Origin of the sequence: Pseudomonas sp. IT-P176 (assembly GCF_949767245.1) — a bacterium.
Lineage (GTDB): Bacteria > Pseudomonadota > Gammaproteobacteria > Pseudomonadales > Pseudomonadaceae > Aquipseudomonas.
On sequence record NZ_CATKPN010000101.1, the window covers coordinates 95,304 to 110,629 of the forward strand.

The window sequence follows — 15,326 nt, forward strand, 5'->3', positions numbered from 1 at the left end:
AGGTCTGACTTTTCGGTCAATGGTTTTCTGACTTAAAGGTCAGGAAATTACCTTTTGTCGATCAGCAACCTCATGCTTTGAGTATTGACCCTCTGGGCCCAGCTCGCTTTTTGCTTGAATCGTGCCAATTTCCACTGGCCGGGCCCTGCATCATCCACTACCAAGTGCGCTACACTGCGCCGCTTGTACAGATCGAAGAGTTTGAAGGAAAACCATGACGTTCAAGGCGCCGGACAGCCTCGCCGAGCAAATTGCTCAACACCTCGCCGAACGCATCATTCGCGGCGAAATGAAGCCAGGAGAGCGCATCCAGGAACAGAAGGTCACGCTGGCGCTCAATGTCAGCCGCGGTTCGGTCCGTGAAGCCTTGCTGATCCTCGAACGACGCCACCTGATCGCGATCCTGCCGCGACGCGGCGCCCATGTCACCGAGCTCACCGCGCACAAGGTGCAGAGCCTGTGCACCCTGATGAGCGAGCTGTACATCCTGCTGGGCAACGCCGTGGCCAATGGCTGGCGCGTCCAGGCCGACATGGCGCCCTTCGTGCAGATCCAGCAGCGCCTGAACGCCAGCTACGAACGCCAGGACATCCGCACCTTCGTCGACGACAGCTTCAATGTGATGCGCGCCGCGTACCCGTTCGCCGATAACCCCTACCTGCAGGAGACTGTCGAGAACCTGCAGCCGGCCATGAGTCGCGCGTATTTCCTGGCCCTGGAACAACGCAAGGCGGAAATGAGCGAGTTCCTCGAACTGTTCGAACGCCTGCTCGCCGCCGTGCTCGCCCGTGACCTGCCACAGATCCGCATCGTGCTCTCGGCCTACGCCCAGCGCAGTTGCGACCTGGTGCTGTCTGCCTTGCCGGCGGCCTGAGCGTGCGGCTCAAGTGCATCAAACTGGCGGGGTTCAAATCCTTCGTCGACCCGACCACGGTGAACTTCCCCAGTAACATGGCGGCGGTGGTCGGGCCCAATGGCTGCGGCAAGTCGAACATCATCGACGCCGTACGTTGGGTGATGGGCGAGAGCTCGGCGAAGAACCTGCGTGGCGAGTCGATGACCGACGTCATCTTCAATGGCTCCACCAGCCGCAAGCCGGTGAGCCAGGCCAGTATCGAACTGGTATTCGACAACTCCGACGGTACCTTGCTCGGTGAATACGCCGCCTATGCGGAGATTTCGATTCGCCGCAAAGTCACCCGCGACAGCCAGACCACCTATTACCTCAACGGCACCAAGTGCCGGCGCCGCGACATCACCGACATTTTCCTCGGCACTGGCCTGGGTCCGCGCAGTTACTCGATCATCGAACAGGGGATGATCTCCAAGCTGATCGAGTCCAAGCCCGAAGACCTGCGCAACTTCATCGAGGAAGCGGCGGGGATCTCCAAATACAAGGAGCGTCGGCGCGAGACGGAAAACCGGATCCGCCGCACCCACGAAAATCTTGAGCGCCTGACCGACCTGCGCGAAGAGCTGACGCGTCAGCTCGAACGCTTGCACCGCCAGGCCGAGTCCGCCAAGAAGTATCAGGAATACAAGGCCGAAGAGCGTCAGCTCAAGGCCCAGCTGTCGGCGCTGCGTTGGCAGGCCTTGAACGAGCAGGTCGGCCAGCGTGAAGCGATCATCGGTAATCAGGAAGTCAGTTTCGAAGCCCTGGTGGCCGAGCAGCGCAATGCCGATGCGAGCATCGAACGCTTGCGTGACGGGCACCACGATCTCTCCGAACGCTTCAATCTGGTGCAGGGGCGCTTTTATTCGGTCGGCGGCGACATCGCCCGGGTCGAGCAGAGTATCCAGCACGGCCAGCAACGCTTGCGCCAACTGCAGGACGATCTCAAGGAAGCCGAGCGCGCGCGCCTGGAAACCGAATCCCACCTGGGCCATGACCGCACGCTGCTGCTGACCCTGGGCGAAGAGCTGGACATGCTGACCCCGGAGCAGGAAATCACCAGCGCCGCGGCCGAGGAAGCCGCAGCCGCGCTGGAAGAATCTGAAACCACCATGCATGGCTGGCAGGAGCAGTGGGACGCTTTCAACCTCAGTTCGGCCGAGCCCCGGCGCCAGGCCGAGGTGCAGCAGTCGCGCATTCAGCAGCTGGAAACCAGCGTCGAGCGCTTGGCCGAGCGCCAACGCCGCCTGGCCGAGGAGCGCGACCTGCTCGCGGCGGACCCGGAAGACGCGGCAATCATGGAGCTGGGCGAGCAACTCGCCGCCAGCGAAGCAACCCTCGAGGACTTGCAGGCCAGCGAGCAGGCCCAGGTCGAGCGCCTTGAACAGTTGCGCCAGGAGCTACAGCAGGCCTTGCACAATCAGCAGCAGGCCCATGGCGACCTGCAACGACTCAATGGTCGCTTGGCGTCGCTGGAAGCCTTGCAGCAAGCCGCGCTCGACCCGGGTACCGGCACGGCGCAATGGTTGCGTGAGCAAGAATTGGCCGAGCGCCCGCGCCTGGCCGAGGGCCTGAGCGTGCAGGCGGGCTGGGAGCTGGCGGTGGAAACCGTGCTTGGCGCCGACTTGCAGGCAGTGCTGGTGGATGATTTTGCCGGCCTCGACCTGGCTGGGTTTGCCCAGGGCGATTTGCGCCTGCTCAGCCCGGGCATCGACGGTGTGCGGGTGGCAGGCAGCTTGCTGGACAAGGTCGAGGCGCAGATCGACCTGTCGCCGTGGCTGGGCCAAGTCAAGCCGGTGGAAACCCTTGAGCAGGGCTTGGCCTTGCGCGGCCAGTTGGCGGCTGGCGAAAGCCTGATCAGCCGCGACGGCTACTGGATCGGCCGGCACTTTTTGCGCGTGCGTCGCGCCAGCGAAGCCGAAAGCGGGGTGTTGGCCCGTGGCCAGGAAATCCAGGCCCTGGGCCTGGAGCGCGAGGAGCGCGAAGCCACGGTCGAACAGCTTGAAACCACCCTGCAGAACCTGCGCGCCCAGCAGCGGCAACAGGAAAACGGCCGCGAACACCTGCGCCGCCTGCTGCAGGACGAAGCGCGCCAGCAGGGCGAGCTCAAGGCGCAATTGTCCGCGGGCAAGGCCAAGGCCGAGCAGTTGACCTTGCGCCGTACCCGGCTCGACGAAGAGTTGGTGGAGCTGGGCGAGCAGCGCGAGCTCGAACATGAACAGATCGGCGAGTCGCGCCTGCAATTGCAGGGCGCCCTCGACAGCATGGCCCTGGACACCGAGCAGCGCGAGTTGCTGTTGGCCCAGCGCGACAGCCTGCGCGAGCGCCTCGACCGGGTGCGCCAGGAAGCCCGGCAGCACAAGGATCATGCGCACCAGTTGGCGGTGCGCCTGGGTTCACTCAAGGCGCAACACGATTCCACCCGCCAGGCCTTGGAACGCCTGGAGCTGCAGTCCGAGCGCCTGACCGAAAAGCGTGAACAGCTGAGCCTCAACCTGGAGGAGGGTGAGGCGCCGCTGGAAGAGTTGCGGCTCAAGCTCGAAGAGCTGCTCGACAAGCGCATGAGTGTCGATGAAGAACTGCGCACCGCCCAGGTCGCGCTGGAGGAGGCCGACCGTGAGCTGCGCGAGGCCGAGAAGCGGCGCACCCAGGCGGAACAGCAGTCGCAGTTGATCCGCGGCCAGCTCGAGCAGCAGCGCATGGAATGGCAGGCCCTGACCGTGCGCCGCAAAACCCTGCAGGAGCAACTGCTCGAAGACGGCTACGATCTACACGGCGTGCTCGCGACCCTGGTGGCCGAGGCGAACGAGAACGACGCCGAAGAAGAACTTGAGCGCATTGCCGCACGGATTCAGCGCCTGGGGGCGATCAACCTGGCGGCCATCGACGAATATCAGCAACAGTCCGAGCGTAAACACTATCTCGACGCCCAGGACGCCGACCTGGTGGAAGCCCTCGATACCCTGGAAAACGTCATTCGCAAGATCGACAAGGAAACCCGCAATCGCTTCAAGGACACCTTTGATCAGATCAACGGTGGTTTGCAGGCCTTGTTTCCAAAAGTTTTCGGTGGCGGCAGCGCTTATTTGGAACTGACGGGCGAAGATCTACTCGATACAGGGGTGACAATCATGGCGCGTCCACCCGGGAAGAAGAACAGCACCATCCATTTGCTCTCTGGCGGCGAAAAAGCCCTGACCGCATTGGCCCTGGTATTTGCCATCTTCAAACTCAATCCTGCGCCGTTCTGTATGCTCGATGAAGTTGACGCCCCGCTGGATGACGCTAACGTTGGACGCTACGCAAGACTGGTCAAAGAGATGTCGCAGACGGTGCAGTTCATCTATATCACCCACAACAAGATCGCCATGGAAATGGCCGACCAGTTGATGGGGGTGACGATGCACGAGCCCGGTTGTTCGCGTCTGGTGGCTGTGGATGTCGAGGAGGCGATGGCGATGGTGGACGCCTGACGTCCTGGGTTTAAGCCATATGTTTATGGGAAGTAAGGATTTTTACCGGTACGGATTACTGGCCAATCGACATATTCGCTGAAGCCACTGTGACAGACGGTGTAAAGTTACCTTTGGTCGTGCTAGTTTAATGTCAATTTATCGTGTACGTGGGCAAAACGCCTGTCAGAACATAGAGTTGGCGCCACGTTTTAAAGCGGTTTACAGCTTGTAAACCCCTTATTTTTCAGCATTTTTTATAGAGGCACGGGATTACATGGAAATCGGTCTGCGCGAGTGGCTGATCGTCATCGGCATCATAGTCATTGCCGGTATTCTTTTTGATGGCTGGCGGCGCATGCGCGGCGGCAAGGGCAAACTCAAGTTTCGCCTGGACCGCAGCCTGTCCAATCTGCCGGACGAGGACAGCGGTGCCGAACTGCTGGGCCCGCCGCGGGTGCTCGATAACCACAAAGAGCCGCAACTGGACGAGCACGACCTGCCGTCGGTCAGCATGCCTGCCCGTGAGCCCCGCGAGTCGGGCTCCAAGCGTGGCAAGCGTGGCCACGGCGAGCCGGCGCAAGGCGACTTGAACCTCAATCTGGACCTGGACGGCGGCCCGAGCTTCAGCAGCCGTGACGGCGATTTCCCGGATGAAACCAAGGCCTCGAGCGGGGCGGCGAGCAAGGACCAACCACAAGCCGAAGAAGTGCTGGTGATCAGCGTGATCTGCCGTGATGCCGGTGGCTTCAAGGGCCCGGCGCTGTTGCAGAACATTCTCGAAAGTGGCCTGCGTTTCGGCGAGATGGATATTTTCCACCGCCACGAAAGCATGGCGGGCAACGGCGAAGTCCTGTTCTCCATGGCTAACGCGGTCAAGCCGGGTATTTTTGACCTGGACGACATCGACCACTTCAGCACCCCGGCGGTCAGCTTCTTCCTTGGCCTGCCGGGGCCGCGTCATCCGAAGCAGGCGTTCGATGTAATGGTCGCCGCTGCACGCAAGTTGTCCCAGGAGCTCAATGGCGAGCTCAAGGACGATCAGCGCAGCGTCCTGACGGCACAGACCATCGAACACTACCGTCAGCGCATCGTCGAATTCGAGCGCCGCGCGCTGACCCAGAAGCGCTGAAATTGGCAATGTGTGGGATACCTCCCGCACCTTGCAGGCGCTGAGCCAGCTCAGCGCCTGCAGTGAATTTGTCCGCATCAACAGATTGAGCAGCCTCGGCTGCTCTTTTGCTTTATGAGAGAACACCCATGAACGCCGCCGAAAAACGCATTCTAGAGCTTCGCGCTGAACTGGATCTGCACAACTACCGCTACCACGTGCTGGACGAGCCGAGCATTCCGGACGCCGAGTACGATCGGTTGTTCCATGAGCTCAAGGCGCTGGAGGCGGCCAACCCGCAACTGATCAGCAGCGACTCGCCGACCCAGCGCGTGGGCAGTGCGGCGCTCTCGGCATTTACCCAGGTGCGTCACGAAGTGCCGATGCTGAGCCTGGGCAACGCCTTCGAAGAAACCGATATGCGCGAGTTCGATCGCCGGGTCACCGAAGGCCTGGACTTGCCGGTCGGCGATCTGTTTGGCGGCGGCGCCGAAGTTGAATACAGCTGCGAGCCCAAGCTCGATGGCCTGGCGGTCAGCCTGCTGTATCAGGATGGCCTGCTGGTACGCGGCGCTACCCGCGGCGACGGCACCACGGGGGAAGACATCAGCGTCAATGTGCGCACGGTGCGCAATATTCCCCTCAAGCTGCAGGGCAGCGGCTGGCCGGCGACCCTGGAAGTGCGCGGCGAAGTCTATATGTCCAAGGCCGGTTTCGAGCGCCTGAATGCCACGCAGTTGGAAGCGGGCGGCAAGACCTTCGCCAACCCGCGCAATGCCGCCGCCGGCAGCTTGCGCCAGTTGGATTCGAAAATCACCGCCAGCCGGCCGCTGGAGTTCTGCTGCTACGGCATCGGCCAGGTGTCGGCGGATATTGCCGACACGCATATCGGCAATCTGCAGCAACTCAAGGCCTGGGGCATGCCGGTCAGTCGTGAACTGAAACTGGCCAAGGGCATCGGCGAATGCCTGGACTACTACCGCGATATCGGTGAGCGGCGCAATGCACTGCCTTACGAGATCGATGGCGTGGTGTTCAAGGTCAACAGCATCGCCGCGCAGCGTGAGCTGGGCTTCCGTGCCCGTGAGCCGCGCTGGGCGATTGCCCATAAATTCCCGGCCATGGAAGAACTCACCGAACTGCTCGACGTGGAATTCCAGGTCGGCCGCACCGGTGCGGTGACGCCGGTGGCGCGCCTCAAGCCGGTGAAAGTGGCGGGTGTGACGGTGTCCAATGCGACGCTGCACAACATGGACGAAGTGGCGCGCCTGGGCCTGATGATCGGCGATACGGTGATCATTCGCCGGGCCGGTGATGTGATCCCGCAGGTGGTCCAGGTGGTCGCCGAGCGGCGTCCGGCCGATGCCCGGCCGGTGCAGATTCCCGAGAGTTGCCCGGTCTGTGGCTCCCACGTCGAGCGCACGCAGTTGATCAAGCGCAGCAAGGGGCGCGAAACCGTCAGCGAAGGCGCGGTGTACCGCTGCGTCGGACGCTTGGCCTGTGGGGCGCAGCTCAAGCAGGCGATCATCCATTTCGTTTCGCGACGGGCCATGGACATTGAAGGCCTGGGCGAAAAAAGCGTCGAGCAGTTGGTCGATGAAGGCCTGGTCAGCTCACCGGCGGACCTGTATGGGCTGACGTTCGAGCAGATCGTCGACCTGGAAGGTTTTGCCGAGCTGTCGAGCAAGAACCTGCTGGCGGCCATTGCCGACAGCAAGCGCCAGAGCCTGGCGCGGTTTATCTATGCGCTGGGCATTCCGGATGTCGGTGAGGAGACCGCCAAGGTCCTGGCGCGCTCGCTGGGCTCGCTGGAGCGCGTGCAGCAGGCATTGCCGCAAGTGCTGACGTACTTGCCGGATGTCGGTCTGGAGGTCGCTCACGAGATCCACAGCTTCTTCACCGACAGCCACAACCAGCAGGTGATCAAGCAGCTATTGGCGCATGGCCTGGAGATTCAGGACCAGGGCGAGTTGGGCGCCGAGTTCGCGGCGAGCACCACCCTCGGTGGCCTGCTCGACAAGTTGCACATTCCTTCGGTCGGTCCGGGCGGGGCGCAGAAGCTGGCCGACAAGTTCGGTTCGCTGCAGGCGGTGATCGACGCGGACTGGCTGGACATGCGCCAGGCACTGCCGGAGAAGCAGGCCAACGCGGTGCGCGAGTTTTTTGCGATCGAGGACAATCGCCAGCAAGCCCTGGCGGCCGAACAGCAGTTGCGTGACTTCGGCATGCATTGGCAGAGCGAGAAGAAGGTCGTCGAAGGCTTGCCGCTGGCCGGGCAGACCTGGGTGCTCACCGGTTCCCTGGAGCTGATGAGTCGCGATGTCGCCAAGGATAAGCTGGAAAGCCTGGGCGCCAAGGTTGCGGGCTCGGTGTCGGCCAAGACGTTCTGTGTGGTGGCGGGGCCGGGCGCCGGCTCGAAACTGGTCAAGGCCAATGAGCTAGGGCTCAAGGTGTTGGATGAAGAGGCATTCGTCGGGTTCTTGGCTGGGCACGGTATTGCTGTGTGATCCCCTTCGCGGGCGAGTTGCTGTGGGAGCGGGCGCCCGCTTGCGGCTTGCCCGCGATGACGTGCTTGGCGACACCCGAATGCTCGGAGGGAACGATAGTCGCTGCGCCAGGATCTAGACTTGGCCAGCCCCCAGGAAGAGATCGCCATGTACCGTTTCTTCGAGCAGCTCAGTGCGCGGATCGCCGCGCCCTTCATCGGCGACAGTTCACGCAACAGCAAGGTCTGGCCGTGTCGGTGCGGGCAGTCGCTGTTTTTTCGCAACAGCCAGTGCCTGGCCTGTTCCGCAGCCCTGGGCTACCAACCTGAGCAAAGCCGCTTGTCGTCGCTGCAGCCCGGCCCGCAGCCGGATACCTGGCAGTTGGACGCCGACCCTGGGGCTGGGCTGTTCCGTCGCTGCGCCAACCTCGATACCCCGGCAGCCTGCAACTGGCTGCTGTCAGCCGATGATCCGCAGTTGCACTGCATTGCCTGCCGCCTGAACCGGACCATTCCCGACCTGTCCATCGCGCAGAATCACGAACACTGGCGCAAGGTGGAGATCGCCAAGCGCCGGCTGGTTGCGCAATTGCTCGACCTCGGGTTACAGGTTATCGACCGGTCCATCGACGAAGAGCGCGGACTGGCCTTCGACTTTGTCAGCATCGATCTCGAAGGCAAGTCGCCGATGACCGGGCACGCCAGCGGCCTGGTGACCCTGGATATCCGCGAGGCTGACGACGCGCACCGCGAACGGGTGCGGGTGCAGATGGGCGAGCCCTACCGCACCCTGTTGGGGCACTTGCGGCATGAGGTCGGACATTATTACTGGGATCGCCTGATAGCCAACGGTCCGTGGCTCGAGGGCTTTCGTCAGGTATTCGGCGATGAGCGCACCAGTTATGCCGAGGCGCTGGAGCGGCATTATCAGCAGGGCGCCCCGGCGGATTGGCAGCAAAGCCACGTCAGTGCCTATGCCACCATGCACCCCTGGGAAGACTGGGCGGAAACCTGGGCGCATTACCTGCACATGATGGACGCGGTGGACACGGCGCTGGGTTTGGGCATGAGCGCTCGGCAGATGGACTTCGACTACCCGGCATTTCCTTGCAGCGTGCTCTATGACCCGCAGCACCCTGGCGGCGCGGCGTTCCTGTCGTTCGTCAATGCCTGGATCGAACTGGCAGGCATGCTCAACGAACTGTCGCGCAGCATGGGCCAGCCGGACTTCTACCCCTTCGTCCTGCCGCCAGCGGTCATCGGCAAACTGCACTTCATTCACCTGGTGATCCAGCAAGAGGGCGGCCGCGCCGACCAGGCAGTGCAGAGCCTGTAGCCCGCATTACAGGGGGCCCGCAATTTCCGTAGCAGCTGCCGAGCCCGCGAGGCTGCGTTCGGCCGCGCAGCGGCCGCCATGCGCTGAATCAGGTCCGTCAAGTGAGCAGGGGCGACGACGGCTAAGCCGCCGAACGCAGGCTGCGCCAGCGGATACACGTCCTGATCTTGCAGGGCTATCGCATGTCATTGAAGCAGCTCATTTTTTTTAATCCGCGGGAACGGTTGTAACTTCGTCTCAGATAGGTACAATGGCGCGGCTCGCCGACTGGTGAGTGTCGTTATGGTGACCCCATCGGTCCCCCCGCAACGATTACCCGTGAACCTGGTCAGATCCGGAAGGAAGCAGCCACAGCGGGAACATTGTGTGCCGGGGTGTGGCTGGTGGGGTTACCACCTATCTAGAAAACCGTTGTGAATCAGCGCGTTATCAGTCAAAAAAATATCGAAGTGTGAGAGCGCTTATGTGCTTTTCATTCTAAGTCGCTATTAACTTCTCTCCAGGTTTATCTCTGCGTCGGCTCGTCTCTTGATCTTTTCACTGCAAGATCGGCATCGCTGGTGTGAGAAAATGACCAGTACATCAGGTCTCCTCTGTTTGTCCCTCTGATCTGCTTTCAGCAAACCTCCGTTAGATCCCGGCTTCCCTTCGGCTTTTAGGAGCAAACTTTCGCCTGAAATGCGAAAGCGAGAGCTAAGCTTCCAAACTTGGGGTTGTTAAGAGTTGAGATCAGTGAATGAAAACTGCATGGCTTATCACGTGGGAATGGCTCGGTGATCATGCTGCCGTAGAGGATAAAGTGGTTGCGGTCGTCAACTACCGTCGTCCAGCTCCTTACATAAAGGACTTGATGGAGCAGCTTTACATCGAAAAGACTTCATCAGTTTCCGAGAAGGTAGCTTACGCAAAAGACATGAAATCGAATCCGTATCCTGCGTCTTTTGGTGACATTGGTGGGGTTCAGTGGCGTGGTCGGCTCTTCTGCGGAAATAACCCACACTTGTTCGCTCGGCTGGTGAGCAATGTTCGAGTCGAAGTGCAAGATGGTGTGGGGACATTGCTATGGGAGGAGCGCCCTGCTCCTGTCCTGTCGTGAACTCCTGTCAATCGCCAAGGAGGATCATATGAGGCTGAGCCTTATTGTAAGCGTCACTGTCGCCATGGCTCGTGGTGGCTGTCTTATGGCATTCAAAGGTACGCGCCTGATGGGCGAGAGGAGGCTGCATTGACTGCTCTTGAGGTGCACTGAGCACCTGAGAAGCTGGCGGTAAGTCGTATGAAGTCGTTTCGCATACTTGGCAATGCACAGCGAGGTTAAGCATGAAGACGTTATTTGTAATGGCGCTGCTGGTATCGGTGCTGGGTAGCACATCCGCTTCCGCTGATACATTCGACGGATACGAATGTACGGATGATTGCTCGGGGCATCAGGCTGGGTATGACTGGGCTGAAGACAATGACATTGATGACGAGGACTCGTGCGACACGCCGTCCCAATCATTCAACGAGGGTTGTCAGTCATTCGTTCAAGGCGGCAGCGGGTTTATCTCATCGGATGATGACGGATGATGACGGATGAGTCGCGTGAAGGCGCTGGTGGTGGATTGATAAATTCTCGTCTACAGAGAAAAGGGGATTGTCCCAAATGCGTGAACTAAAAATGCTATTGGGTGGAATCATGCTGGCCAGCATCGCTGGTTGTACTGGCGCTCAGATGGTGTCCTCACCTGACTCGGGAGCCGCATATGCACCAGTTAACGAGGGCGCTCGGTTGGGGGTGATCAAGTACCTCAACGATGGGGCGGATGTCGTTCGCAAAATGCGTCGGGAAGATGCTTACAAACAGATGCACGCTGCCTGTAAGGGACGATATAGGATTGAGGGCGAAGGGAGTAACCCTGAGGGTGGGGCGGCCTTCACTTCGGGGAATGGTACCTATTGGGCACAGTCCAACTACTGGTATATCCAGTTCTCCTGCATCTAATACAGGCGCCGTCAGGGAGCAACGAACGAAAACAAGGATGGCGGCGTCAGCACTTGCGGGAGCGCTGAGTTGCGGTGAAGCAATGGGCAGGCGGAAATGAGTTACTCACGCAATGCCAAGGCGCATTCAGATGCATGGAAACAGGTGAATCAGATAGCTATATGTCGGTGGGCTACTGCTTTTGGGTAATTAATGGCGTGGTGAATACCATGGTGACATATGAACGAATATGTGTTGCCCAAGGAGAAAGCCTACTTCCCTGATGATCTCAAAAACGTGCAAGGGGTCAGAATCGTCGTTAGATACCTACAAATTGATCCAGCATCGTTCCATCGTGATTTGACGTTTTTCAGTGGCTTGATTCGCACCTGAGTTCATGTGCGATATTCCCTATCCAAAACCCCACCAGTCCAAACGCAGTGAGTCTTTCAGCGAACTGCGAAGCATGCTTGCATGCCCCACCCTGGTCAGATCCGGAAGGAAGCAGCCACAGCGGGAACATTGTGTGCCGGGGTGTGGCTGGTGGGGTTACCACCTTAACGCCTTGCTACAGCCTTGCTACAGCCTTGCTGGCAATCGCCAGTCCATCCGCGCTGTCAGCTTCTTCTCCTGAATCCTGCTGTTTGTTGCCCTCCGAGCGTTTCTCGGTCCAGGGTGTTTTCTGCTGTCTGCCCCCGGCGTCGTCGCTAACAGGTGCCGGGCTTTTTTGCGGGCGCGTGAACGACACAGCAGAGGCAGCGATCAACGTTGCCTCTGCTGTTGGTTGTATGTGGCGCTAAGGCTTGGACAAGGCGTGATCAACCGCTGCGATCAGCTTTCCCAGATCCTTTGGGGGGGCTTTGTGTACGACACCAAACAGATAGGCTCGCTGTTCGTCTTCGTCGCCAAAGTCGGCGAAAAACACTTTGAGCTTCACTCCCAGTGCGCTGGCAAGCATGAACAGGGCTTCAACGCTGGGGGTATAGGTGCCGGTTTCGAAGCGGCTGATGGTTTTAGGGTCAAAACCGGTTCTTTCGCCGAGTTCAGCCTGAGTTAGCCCCGCTACCTTGCGATAACGTTTGATGGCTGGACCCAAACTTGAAATGTGCATCGCTCAATTCCCATTTAGAATCAAGAACTTAACGATAGATTTTGACATTGCACAACTGCATGATTCATCACCTTGCTTTCATATATGTGATGTATTTCGTAGAATTGGCGCTTGATACGAGCATTGGGTGGCTAAAGATCCGCAGTTGGGGCGATGTGAAACAGCCATCATTGCGCAGGTTTCCTCTGTACGGGAAGCGGCAAAAATGAACCAGATGGCTGGTTGAGTGTCGACCGTGCGGATTTTTGTCTGACTGGTTAGAAGCCTTTAAGGCTAGTTGGTCTTCGCCCGTTCGGGGGCCATCACCTGCTGTTCATGGAGTGTTAATGTGCATCTGAATATGCCAGCCCGCACGATTAAAAGGACTTTGCCTGCGCTGCCTCCCCGGCGGCGACCTGCCGAGCCATTCTGCTACGCCCCCCATACCTCTTCCAAGCGTTGCGCGCTGGTCGAGCGGTACTACCGCTAGCCACCACAGGCCGAACTCATGGACGAGAAATACCGCAGGGCGGTGGATGCAGCCGCCCTGTTTTCCGAAACCGACCTCAATGGTCGAATCACTTACGTCAACGACCAGTTCTGCGCGGTCTCCGGATACCGCCGGGAAGAGTTGCTGGGTGTTGATCACCGGCTGCTCAATTCCGGCCTGCACCCCGACGAGTTTTTCGCCACGCTGTGGCGCACTATCGCCCTGGGCAACGTCTGGAAGGGTGAACTGTGCAATCGAGCCCGGGACGGCAGCCTGTATTGGGTCGAAAGTACCCTGCTGCCGGTGCTGGACAAGGCGACCGGGCGGGTGCACCGCTACGTGTCGATTGGCTTTAATACCAGCGAGCAGCGCCAGTTGCTGCATTCGCTGCAATGGCGGGTCGGGCATGACGTGTTGACCGGCTTGCCCAACCGGGCGTTCCTCTCCGACTTGCTGGACCAGGCCCTGGACTGTTCGCGCATCGAGGAGGTACCGCTGGCGGTGTGCATGCTCGACCTGGACGGTTTCAAGGCGGTCAACGACGGCTATGGCCACGCCAGTGGCGACCTGCTGCTGGTGGAAGTGGCCAAGCGCCTGCGCAGTATCGTGCGTGGCGAGGATGTAGTGGCACGCCTGGCCGGGGACGAGTTTGTGCTGATCCTGCGCTATGTGCATGACGTCGCGGAGCTGCGTGCGGCGTTGAACCGGGTGTTGGGGGTGATCTCGGCGGCCTATTCAATCCAGGGCAAGGACATCCACGTCTACGCCAGTATCGGCGTGACCCTGTTCCCCCAGGACAACGAAGATGCCGAGACCTTGTTGCGGCATGCCGACCAGGCCATGTACGTGGCCAAGCAGAGCGGGCGCAACCGTTTTCACCTGTTTGATGTGGTACGCGACCGGGAGGTCAGGGCGACGCACCAGACCGTCGCCCGGGTGCGCCAGGCCTTGCTGGACAACGAGCTGTGCCTGCACTTCCAGCCCAAGGTGAATATGCGTGGCGGTGTCGTGGTCGGTTTCGAAGCCTTGTTGCGCTGGGAACACCCGGAGAAGGGTGTGGTGCCGCCCAGGGAGTTTTTGCCGTTGGTGGAAGAAACCGACCTGATCGTCGACATTGGCGAGTGGGTCATTGATCAGGTGCTGGCGCAGTTGTCACTGTGGCAATCGGTCGGGCAGCAGTGGCCGGTCAGCGTCAACATCGCGGCCCGGCATTTCCAGCGCACGGACTTCTTCGACCGGCTCAAGCAGGTGCTGGAGCGTCACGCCCGGGTCGCCCCCCATCTGCTGGACCTGGAGATTGTCGAGTCGATGGCGATCGAAAACATCCAGCATGTCACCACCTGCCTGCAGGCCTGCCAGGCGCTGGGGGTGAGGTTCTCGCTGGGGGATTTCGGTACCGGGTATTCGTCCCTCAGTTACCTCAAGCGCCTCAACACGCAAACCATCAAGATCGATAAATCCTTTGTCCGCGATATCTTGCATGATCGCGACGACCTGGCCCTGACCACCGCAGTGATCGGCCTGGCCAGGGCGTTTGGTCGAGAGGTGATCGCCGAGGGAGTGCAAAGCCTGGAGCATGGCCAACTATTGCTGAGCCTGGGGTGCGAAGTGGCCCAGGGATATTTCATTGCCCGGCCGATGCCGGCCAGCGAAGTGCCGGGCTGGGTCGCCGATTTTGTCGCGCCCAGCCAGTGGCAGGCGCTGGATGAGGCCATCTGAGCCTAGGGTGACGGTTCTTGAGAGCCGGTATACAGGCGGATGATGTCATCGATCTCGCCGGACATCTTCATGCGCAGCAGGGTCCGCAAAATGCGCTGCACCGGCAGGTCCGGATCGTTGCGCACGTAGCAGCCGACGTGCAGCTCCTGCAGGACCGCGACGGCGCGCAATTGCCGCTCCGGCAATAGACGTTGATTGAACCAGTCCAGGGTCCACTGGTTGCTGACCCCATACTCATTGCGCCCGGCCAGCAGCTTTTGCAGGACCTGGTCCTGGTTGCGGGCGTCGTCGCGCTTGAGTTGCCCGCTATCGAACAGCGGCTGCAGGGTAGGGTAGTGGTAGCTCAACACCGTGCCGATGGTTTGTGGTGCGAGGTCGGCCGGGACTACCCCGGCATGGTGGTGCTGGTTGCTGATCAGCAGGTCGCGCTGGAACCACAGGGGAATGCTCCAGATGTAGTCGCCGGACTGGTTGGGTAGCCAGGATTGCGCGGCGTAGCAGCGGACGTCGATTTCCCCGTGCTCCATGGCGTTTTGCACGCGCGCGCGCGCCAGGACATGGAATTCGGCGGGCAAACCGACCTGGGTCGCCAGGCTCAGCATCACGTCATGCAGAATGCCCTGGGTCGGGCGACCGTACTCGATTTGCACCATGGGCATGGCCCAGCTGTCGGTGATCGCGAAGCGTAAAGGGCTGGGCGCGGCAAGAGTGCTGGCGCTGACCAATAACAATGCCCCCAAGGCTGACCGCATAAACACTCCAGCAAATACCGCCCGACGCCGATTAAA

At 60.3% G+C, this 15,326-nt stretch carries 10 protein-coding genes and 1 other RNA gene; 9 read left to right on the forward strand and 2 right to left on the reverse strand.

The window, feature by feature from the left end; all coding sequences use genetic code 11:
- Positions 1 to 214: 214 nt before the first annotated feature.
- The 8 genes from ACM6IP_RS24420 (at position 215) to ACM6IP_RS24455 (ending at position 10,845) form a co-directional block, all read left to right on the forward strand.
- On the forward strand, positions 215 to 874 hold the full coding sequence (locus ACM6IP_RS24420) for a GntR family transcriptional regulator (RefSeq protein WP_095165429.1): 660 nt from the start codon (positions 215 to 217) through the stop codon (positions 872 to 874).
- Positions 875 to 876: 2 nt separating this feature from the next.
- Positions 877 to 4,365: a chromosome segregation protein SMC gene (smc, locus tag ACM6IP_RS24425; RefSeq protein ID WP_414862436.1), complete on the forward strand. Its 3,489-nt coding sequence runs from the start codon at positions 877 to 879 to the stop codon at positions 4,363 to 4,365.
- Between the two features lie 256 nt (positions 4,366 to 4,621).
- Positions 4,622 to 5,476: a cell division protein ZipA gene (gene zipA / locus ACM6IP_RS24430; protein WP_095165425.1), complete on the forward strand. Its 855-nt coding sequence runs from the start codon at positions 4,622 to 4,624 to the stop codon at positions 5,474 to 5,476.
- Between the two features lie 128 nt (positions 5,477 to 5,604).
- A complete protein-coding gene (gene ligA / locus ACM6IP_RS24435; RefSeq protein WP_414862437.1) occupies positions 5,605 to 7,962 on the forward strand; it encodes an NAD-dependent DNA ligase LigA in 2,358 nt (785 codons plus the stop codon).
- 147 nt (positions 7,963 to 8,109) lie between these two features.
- Entirely contained in the window at positions 8,110 to 9,276 is a 1,167-nt protein-coding gene (locus ACM6IP_RS24440) for a putative zinc-binding metallopeptidase (RefSeq protein WP_414862518.1), read from the forward strand.
- A gap of 292 nt (positions 9,277 to 9,568) precedes the next feature.
- Positions 9,569 to 9,665: signal recognition particle sRNA small type (gene ffs, locus ACM6IP_RS24445), an RNA gene on the forward strand.
- Between the two features lie 347 nt (positions 9,666 to 10,012).
- On the forward strand, positions 10,013 to 10,372 hold the full coding sequence (locus ACM6IP_RS24450; protein WP_414862438.1) for a hypothetical protein: 360 nt from the start codon (positions 10,013 to 10,015) through the stop codon (positions 10,370 to 10,372).
- A 224-nt stretch (positions 10,373 to 10,596) separates the two neighbouring features.
- A complete protein-coding gene (locus ACM6IP_RS24455; protein WP_185818176.1) occupies positions 10,597 to 10,845 on the forward strand; it encodes a hypothetical protein in 249 nt (82 codons plus the stop codon).
- 1,190 nt (positions 10,846 to 12,035) lie between these two features.
- On the opposite strand, the gene ACM6IP_RS24460 is transcribed toward ACM6IP_RS24455, so the two are convergent.
- Positions 12,036 to 12,350 (reverse strand): helix-turn-helix domain-containing protein, encoded by a 315-nt coding sequence (locus tag ACM6IP_RS24460; protein ID WP_095165396.1) that lies wholly within the window; start codon positions 12,348 to 12,350, stop codon positions 12,036 to 12,038.
- A 487-nt stretch (positions 12,351 to 12,837) separates the two neighbouring features.
- Between ACM6IP_RS24460 and ACM6IP_RS24465 the strand changes: the two genes are divergently transcribed.
- Complete coding sequence (locus tag ACM6IP_RS24465; protein ID WP_414862439.1) at positions 12,838 to 14,538, forward strand: putative bifunctional diguanylate cyclase/phosphodiesterase; 1,701 nt, start codon at positions 12,838 to 12,840, stop codon at positions 14,536 to 14,538.
- A 2-nt stretch (positions 14,539 to 14,540) separates the two neighbouring features.
- Here the strand turns inward: ACM6IP_RS24465 and ACM6IP_RS24470 are convergent, their stop codons facing one another.
- On the reverse strand, positions 14,541 to 15,290 hold the full coding sequence (locus tag ACM6IP_RS24470; RefSeq protein WP_095165392.1) for a substrate-binding periplasmic protein: 750 nt from the start codon (positions 15,288 to 15,290) through the stop codon (positions 14,541 to 14,543).
- Positions 15,291 to 15,326: the final 36 nt, after the last annotated feature.

What these genes read in the sequence shown, in the direction of transcription:
- ACM6IP_RS24420 (WP_095165429.1), top strand. Translation starts at nt 215, where the DNA reads ATGACGTTCAAGGCGCCGGACAGCCTCGCCGAGCAAATTGCTCAACAC.
- zipA (WP_095165425.1), top strand. Translation starts at nt 4,622, where the DNA reads ATGGAAATCGGTCTGCGCGAGTGGCTGATCGTCATCGGCATCATAGTC.
- ligA (WP_414862437.1), top strand. Translation starts at nt 5,605, where the DNA reads ATGAACGCCGCCGAAAAACGCATTCTAGAGCTTCGCGCTGAACTGGAT.
- ACM6IP_RS24440 (WP_414862518.1), top strand. Translation starts at nt 8,110, where the DNA reads ATGTACCGTTTCTTCGAGCAGCTCAGTGCGCGGATCGCCGCGCCCTTC.
- ACM6IP_RS24450 (WP_414862438.1), top strand. Translation starts at nt 10,013, where the DNA reads ATGAAAACTGCATGGCTTATCACGTGGGAATGGCTCGGTGATCATGCT.
- ACM6IP_RS24455 (WP_185818176.1), top strand. Translation starts at nt 10,597, where the DNA reads ATGAAGACGTTATTTGTAATGGCGCTGCTGGTATCGGTGCTGGGTAGC.
- ACM6IP_RS24460 (WP_095165396.1), bottom strand. Translation starts at nt 12,350, where the DNA reads ATGCACATTTCAAGTTTGGGTCCAGCCATCAAACGTTATCGCAAGGTA.
- ACM6IP_RS24465 (WP_414862439.1), top strand. Translation starts at nt 12,838, where the DNA reads ATGGACGAGAAATACCGCAGGGCGGTGGATGCAGCCGCCCTGTTTTCC.
- ACM6IP_RS24470 (WP_095165392.1), bottom strand. Translation starts at nt 15,290, where the DNA reads ATGCGGTCAGCCTTGGGGGCATTGTTATTGGTCAGCGCCAGCACTCTT.